Raw genomic sequence first — 6,748 nt, forward strand, 5'->3', positions numbered from 1 at the left:
CGCTTCGTCGTCCGGTCTCAGCGTGTGCCGACCGCGGCCCGCACCGCCCGCCGCGCCATGGCGCAGTCGTCGTGCAGCCTCCGCAGCAGCAGCCGCTGCTCCTCGCCCGAGGAGAGCGCGCCGGGCCGGTCGGCCCCCGCACCCGCCGCGGGCGCCTCGCGCATGGTGCGCTGGACCGCCGTCTCGTAGTTGCGGATCTCGCGGGTCAGCACCAGCATCAGGTTCACCAGGAACGCGTCCCGCGCGGCCGGTCCCCTGGCCTGGGCCAGCTGGCTGATCTGGCGTCGCGCCACCGGGGCGTCGCCCAGCACCGCCCACAGCGTCGCCAGGTCGTACCCCGGGAGATACCAGCCGGCGTGCTCCCAGTCGACGAGCACCGGCCCGGTCGGCGACAGCAGGATGTTGGAGAGCAGGGCGTCCCCGTGGCAGAACTGCCCCATGCCCTGCTTGCCGCCCGCGTGGGCCAGACCGTGCAGCAGCTTCTGCAGGTCGCCGAGGTCACGGTCGGTGAACAGACCGAGCTCGTGGTAGCGCGCGATCCGCGACGCGTAGTCGAGCGGCGCCTCGAACAGTCCGGGCGGCGGCCGCCAGGCGTTCACCCGGGCGATCGCCCCGAGCGCGGCCCGGATGTCGGCCCTCGGCGGCGCCTCCGCCGGATGCCGGGTGAGGGCGGCGACCCGGCCGGGCATCCGCTCGATCACCAGCGTGCAGTTCTCCGGATCCGCCGCGATCAGCCGGGGCACCCGAACCGGGGGGCGGTGCCGGACGAACGCGCGGTATGCCGCTATTTCGTGCCGGAACCGCTCGGTCCACGCCGGCGAGTGGTCCAGTAAACACTTCGCGACGGCGGTGGCCCGTCCGGTCGTTCCGACGATCAGGACCGAACGGCCGCTGCGGCGCAGCACCTGGACCGGGTTGAACTCGGGGCAGATGCGCTGCACGGAGGCGATGGCCATCCTTACCTGCGCGCCCTGGGGCCCGGACAGGTCGATCCTTCCGCTGAGCGGTCCGGCGCCCGGTCCCGCGGCCCGTCGGGCCCGGCCCGGACCCTGAGCCGGTGCGCCGGCGTGAGGAGCGAGATAGGGCCCGCCGCCCGCGCCCATCGGGCGGAGCGGACGGGGCGGGGCGGACACGGAGGACGATGCTGTGTACATGGGCGAGACAGATCCCTTCGTGCGCCGACAAGGTACGTGCGCCAACCCGGCCGACGGCCGTTCGGCACCCTGGGGAGTACCTAGGGCTGCCGGGCGGGGTGGCGCTTTCCTACCTGACACCGGAGCGCGGGTGGCAGACCATCTGGCGGACCCTGGCGAACCCTGGCGAATAGTCACAGCGCATCTGACAGGGGGTTAGTGTCAAGTCAGCCGAGAACCTGGGGGCTTGAAGTGACCGGAGAACCCAACACCCGCCTTTCTGACCTGTTCGGCCTGGCCGGCTGGTCCAAGGGCGAACTCGCGAGAATGGTGAACCGGCAGGCGGCGGCCATGGGCCACCCGCAGCTGGCCACCGACACCTCGCGTGTCAGGCGCTGGATCGACATGGGGGAGTCCCCCCGTGATCCCGTGCCCGAAGTGCTGGCGGCCCTGTTCACCGAGCGGCTCGGCCGTGTCGTGACCATCGAGGACCTCGGGTTCGGCCGACGCGGGCGTGTGGGGAAGCGGCGTGACTCCGGGACGGAACACCATCCCGATCAATTGCCGTGGGCGCCCGAACGGACGGCAGCGGTCCTCACCGAATTCACGGGAATGGACCTCATGCTCAACCGTCGCGGCTTGGTGGGTGCGGGCGCCGCGCTCGCCGCCGGCTCAACCATCGCCGGCCCCATGTACGACTGGCTGCACACCGACCCCGCTCCGGCGGCCGATGCGCCACGGACCAACGATCCCCTGCACGCCGATCCCGCCGGTTTCGACCGGTACGAGGCCGCACCGGTCGGCTCCGAGGAGATCGAGGCCCTGGAGCATTCGGTCGAGGTGTTCCGTGCCTGGGACGCGTCCCGGGGCGGCGGACTCCAGCGCAAGGCGGTCGTGGGCCAGCTCAACGAGGTGGGCGGCATGCTCGCCTACCGCCACCCCGACCATCTCCAGCGCCGCCTGTGGGGCGTCGCCGCCAACCTCGCCGTCCTGGCGGGCTGGATGTCCCACGACGTCGGCCTCGAACCCACCGCCCAGAAGTACTTCGTCATCGCCGCCCACGCGGCCCGCGAGGGCGGCGACCGGCCGCGTGCCGGAGAAGCGCTCTCCCGGGCGGCACGCCAGATGGTGCACCTGGGCCGCCCCGACGACGCGCTCGACCTGATGAAGCTCGCCAAGTCCGGCTCCGGCGACGAGACCCTGCCCCGTACGCAGGCGATGCTGCGCACCATCGAGGCCTGGGCACAGGCGTCGATGGGCCACGGGCAGGCCATGCGGCGCACCCTCGGTGAGGCCGAGGAGCTCTTCATCTCGGACAAGAGCGACGTCCCGCAGCCCAGTTGGATGCAGATGTTCGACGAGGCCGATATGCACGGGATGCAGGCGCTCGCCTTCCGTACCCTGGCCGAGCACGACCGGGGGGCCGCGGTCATCGCCCAGCGTCATGCCAAGCAGGCGCTGGAGCTGCGGGTCAACGGGCGCCAGAGGTCGAAGATCTTCGACTACATCTCGCTGGCCTCGGCCTGCTTCATCGCCAACGACCCCGAACAGGCCGATCGTTACGCCCGGCTCGCGCTGGTGTCGATGGGGGAGACCTCCTCGCACCGCACCTGGGACCGGCTCCGCGAGATGTACCGGCTCACCGGGCAGTTCGCCGGATACACGGGGATCCAGGATCTGCGTGAGGAGATCGAGCTCTCGATGCCGCCGAGCCAGAAGAAGGCCAAGGGCACGCAGATCTGACCCGGCGGCGCCACTCCGCGCTCCGTCCCGCCCTGATACGTCCGCGCTTCCTCATGCCCCGATGCGGGCGACCAGCACGCACGCGTCGTCCAGGCGCTCGGTCCCGCCGAACTCCTCGACGACGCTCCGTACGCACTCCTGTGCCGTACGGGCGTCCGCGAACCGGGGGGCGAGGGCGAGCAACGCCTCCGGGCCCGCACCCCGGTCAGCGCGTCGCGTCAGGCCGTCGGTGTGCAGTACGAGCACGTCACCGGGGTGCAGCCGGACCTCGTCCTGCTCGAAGACGACGTTGGACGCGGCACCGAGCAGCATGCCGTCCGGCGGGGGCAGGAGCCGTCCCGAACCGTGGCGGAAGAGCAGCGGTGCGGGGTGTCCGGCCTGCGCCCAGGACAGAACGGAGGAGTCGGGGTCGAAGCGGCAGCACAGGGCGCTGCCCAGCGCGGGCTGTATCGACGTTTCGAGCACCTGGTTGAGGTGCCCCATCAGCGCGCCCGGCTCGATGCCGGCGACGGCCATGCCGCGCAGCGCTCCCAGCATCATCGCCATCGCGGAGGTGGCGGGGATGCCGTGCCCGGTGAGGTCGCCGACGGTGAGGAGGGTGCGCCCGTCCGGCAGTTCCATGGCGTCGTACCAGTCGCCGCCGATGAGGTCGCTCGCCTCGGAAGGGAGGTAGTGCGCGGCGATGTCCAGGGCGCCGGAGCCCCGCGTCGGGAGCCGCAGCGATCCCCGCCACGGAGGGAGGACGGCTTCCTGGAGCTCCACGGCCATGCGGTGCTCGGCGCGCTCGATGTGCTCCTCGCGCCGCACCGACGCGCGGTTTCTGCTCACGGCCTGCTCGCTGCGCCGCAGTTCGCTGACGTCCCGCAGGACCGCCCACATGGAGGCGGTGCAGCCCTCGGCGTCCAGGACCGGTTCGCCCGTCATGTGGAGGGTGCGCGTGCGGCCGTCGGGCCGCACGATGCGGAACTCCCCGTCCATCGGCCGGCCGTCGACGAGGCAGCCCGTCACCATGGCGGTCAGCACCGGCTGGTCCTCGGGCAGCAGTACGGACGGCAGGTCGTCGAGGGAGAGCGGGGCGGACCCGGGCGGCCTGCCGAAGATCTCGTACAGCTCCTCGGACCAGCAGGACTCGTCGGTGAGGAGGTTCCACTCGGCGCTGCCCACCCGGTTCAGCAGGGAACCGGCACCCGGGTCTCCCGGGACCGCGACCGCCCTGGGGGTGTCGGCGGAGCAGCGGGCCGGCAGACCCGTCCGGAGCTGGCCCAGGTGCTCGTCGAGGTCGTCCAGGTGCTGCACGGCGAGCTCGCACAAGGCGCGCTGCCAGCGCAGCTGGGGGTCGTCCTCGTCGAACACGACGGCGTCCCGCCGTACGGCGTCCACGTCCCCGCGCAGCCGGCGCGTCCGGTGGATCAGGGCGTCGACGGCGTCATGCGCGGGAAGCTGTGGTGCGGGGCGGTCCGCGGAGAGGGGGGACGGCATCTCGTACTCCGATACAGGCGCGGCCTAGCCGGTTCTGAAGGGTGGATCGCTACCGACTGTCGCACAGGCCGCGGCGGCCCGTAAGAGCTTTGGCAACACTCGACAGGGTCTTGCTTCTGGCATATGCCAGCGGCTCTCCTGGATGATGACCATCCGAACAGGCTTGCGTCTGAAGCGAGTTGACCGTGAGGTCCGAGGTGTGACCGAGATGTGCGCCGGGTGGAGGTCGCCCTGGTGCGGGAACCGGCCGGCTCTCCGTGTCGGTGTCGCGGGCGTCTATCCGGTCAAGCCGACCGGTCGCCCCTCGCGCCGGCGTCTCCAGATCTCACGGGCAGGCATTCGTCGAGCAGGTCGACGACATCGCGCCAGGCTCGCCGTGCGTGCCGCGGGTGGTAGCCGACGCCGGGGACCGTGGGGTGGTCGACCGGTGGGTGGTGGAAGGCGTGCAAGGCGCCGCCGTAGACGGTGAGGCGCCAGTCGACGCCCGCGGCCTGCATCTCGGCGGTGAAGGCGTTCCGTTGCGCGGGCGGCATGATCGGGTCTTCCGACCCGACCCCGGCCCACACCGGGCAGCGAATGTTCGCCGACTCGCCCGGTCGGCCCGTGGTGGTCGCGTTGACTGTCCCGATCGCGCGCAGGGGGACACCGTCGCGCCCGAGTTCCAGCCCGACGGCGCCCCCGGTGCCGTAGCCGACGGCGGCGATCCGGTCGGGGTCGGTCCGCGGTTCGGTGCGCAACACGTCGAGCGCCCCATGGCCGATGCCCCGCATCCGGTCGGGATCGGTGAGCAGCGGCAGGCAACGGGCCAGCATCTCCTCGGGGTCACCCAGATAGCGCCCGCCGTGAAGATCGAAGGCCAGCGCTACATATCCCCGTTCGGCGAGTGCGTCGGCCCGGCGGCGCTCGACGTCGCTGAGCCCCATGCCCTCCGGTCCGAGCAGCACCGCGGGCCGGCGGTCGACACCGGCCGGGAGTGCGAGGTGTCCGATCATCGTCAAACCGTCGGCCGGATACTCGACCGTACGCGTCGTCACTGTGGTCATGAGGCGGGACTGTAGTGATCGTCGAGCCCGGTCGGGCCGGTGTTCTGCCACGGGCAGAGCGGTGCGGGTATCCCGCTGGAACGGGGTGCGCGGCGGGCCGGGAATGCCGAACGGGCGGCCCGCGTTACCTCACCAGAACGAAAACGAATCCCATTCCCGGTACGGGAGTGGGGTCGGCAGAAGTATCGGAGGCGCCCATGGCGCGCAGCGAGACCAGGCCGGTCGTCACCCTCCGGTCCACCGTCGGAACGGGCCGGAGTTACGCGACGCGCAAGAACCGCCGTACCAACCCCGACCGGCTGGAGCTACGCAAGTTCGACTCCGCCGCCGGCCGGCACGTCCTGTTCCGCGAGGTCCGCTGACCGTCCGGAACAAGTCCGTCCCCCTGTACGTCACCGTTGTCCGCGGTGAGGAAGGAACGCATCCATGAAGTCCCGTATCCACCCCGTGTCCCGTCCGGTGGTCTTCCGTGACCGCGCGGCCGACGTCGCCTTCCTGACCCGCTCCACCGCCGACTCCGGCGAGCGCGTGGCATGGGAGGACGGCAACACCTACCCCGTCATCGACGTGGAGACCTCGTCGGCGAGTCATCCGTTCTACACCGGCGGCCGCCAGGTGCTCGACACGGCGGGCCGCGTCGAACAGTTCCGGCGCCGCTACGGCACCGGCGAGACGTCCACGAGCTGACGGAGCCGGACCCGACCTGGGGGAAACCCGGAGATCCGTGCCGTGGATCACATCCGTGGCGGCGGATTCCCGGGAACGGCCCAGGATGGTTTATCGTTCATCTATACGTGGGAGTGAGGGGGGGCTGCGTCCCCGGGCCTCACCTGTAGCCCATGGGGAACATCGCACCGCCGAAGCCCCGTGGAGCGCTCCGCCGAGAGGCGACCGCCCTTCACACCCGCACTCAAGCCGCCCCGGCTGGATTCCCCCGATCCGGCCGGGGCTTCCCCTTGCCCGGCCGCGGTCGGTCGCCCCGGCACGGGACCGTCTCCAGCACCAGAGCACCCGAGGCCATCACCACCGCGCCCAACGCGGCACCCGGACTCCACCACCGCTCGGCCAGCGCCGCGAGTGTCGCCCCGGCCACCACCGCGGCCAGCCGCCCCAGCACCCAGCCGTCCGCGCCGCGCAGCTCCCGCGACGCCGCGCGACCCGCGAGCGAGGTCAGCGTCCCGGTGAAATAGTTCGTCGGCGTCACCCGTACGCGGCCCTGGACTCCCATCGCGACCGCCACCAGGGCCAGCACCCCGAGCCGGTCACCGTACGACGTGACCAGCTCCAGCCCCCACAGCGCGGCCGCCGCCGCCAGCAGGATCACCTCCGCCCCCAGCAGCACCCCCGGCC

General features: G+C 71.9%; 6 protein-coding genes and 1 pseudogene. 3 read left to right on the forward strand and 4 right to left on the reverse strand.

What is annotated here, in order from left to right:
• Positions 1-17: 17 nt before the first annotated feature.
• Positions 18-1,154 (reverse strand): aminoglycoside phosphotransferase family protein, encoded by a 1,137-nt coding sequence (locus HET64_RS08265; RefSeq protein ID WP_215103403.1) that lies wholly within the window; start codon positions 1,152-1,154, stop codon positions 18-20.
• A 231-nt stretch (positions 1,155-1,385) separates the two neighbouring features.
• On the opposite strand from HET64_RS08265, the gene HET64_RS08270 reads away from it, so the two are divergent.
• Positions 1,386-2,876, forward strand: coding sequence for a hypothetical protein (locus HET64_RS08270; RefSeq protein WP_215103404.1), 1,491 nt, complete (start codon positions 1,386-1,388; stop codon positions 2,874-2,876).
• 51 nt (positions 2,877-2,927) lie between these two features.
• Here HET64_RS08270 and HET64_RS08275 read toward each other — a convergent pair whose 3' ends face one another.
• Entirely contained in the window at positions 2,928-4,355 is a 1,428-nt protein-coding gene (locus HET64_RS08275; RefSeq protein WP_215103405.1) for a PP2C family protein-serine/threonine phosphatase, read from the reverse strand.
• A gap of 284 nt (positions 4,356-4,639) precedes the next feature.
• Positions 4,640-5,398 carry a dienelactone hydrolase family protein gene (locus HET64_RS08280; RefSeq protein ID WP_215103406.1) on the reverse strand — a complete coding sequence of 253 codons (759 nt, stop codon included), beginning with the start codon at positions 5,396-5,398 and terminating at the stop codon, positions 4,640-4,642.
• Between the two features lie 197 nt (positions 5,399-5,595).
• Between HET64_RS08280 and rpmG the strand changes: the two genes are divergently transcribed.
• The gene (gene rpmG, locus HET64_RS08285; protein ID WP_215103407.1) at positions 5,596-5,760 is read left to right on the forward strand and encodes a 50S ribosomal protein L33; all 165 of its coding nucleotides are present in this window, start codon (positions 5,596-5,598) and stop codon (positions 5,758-5,760) included.
• A gap of 64 nt (positions 5,761-5,824) precedes the next feature.
• On the forward strand, positions 5,825-6,085 hold the full coding sequence (locus tag HET64_RS08290; RefSeq protein WP_215103408.1) for a type B 50S ribosomal protein L31: 261 nt from the start codon (positions 5,825-5,827) through the stop codon (positions 6,083-6,085).
• Between the two features lie 223 nt (positions 6,086-6,308).
• Here the strand turns inward: HET64_RS08290 and HET64_RS08295 are convergent.
• Positions 6,309-6,748 (reverse strand): annotated as a pseudogene (locus HET64_RS08295) (DUF1275 family protein); the annotation flags it as partial.

The sequence above is a fragment of the Streptomyces sp. McG3 genome, from assembly GCF_018619185.1.
Lineage (GTDB): Bacteria > Actinomycetota > Actinomycetes > Streptomycetales > Streptomycetaceae > Streptomyces.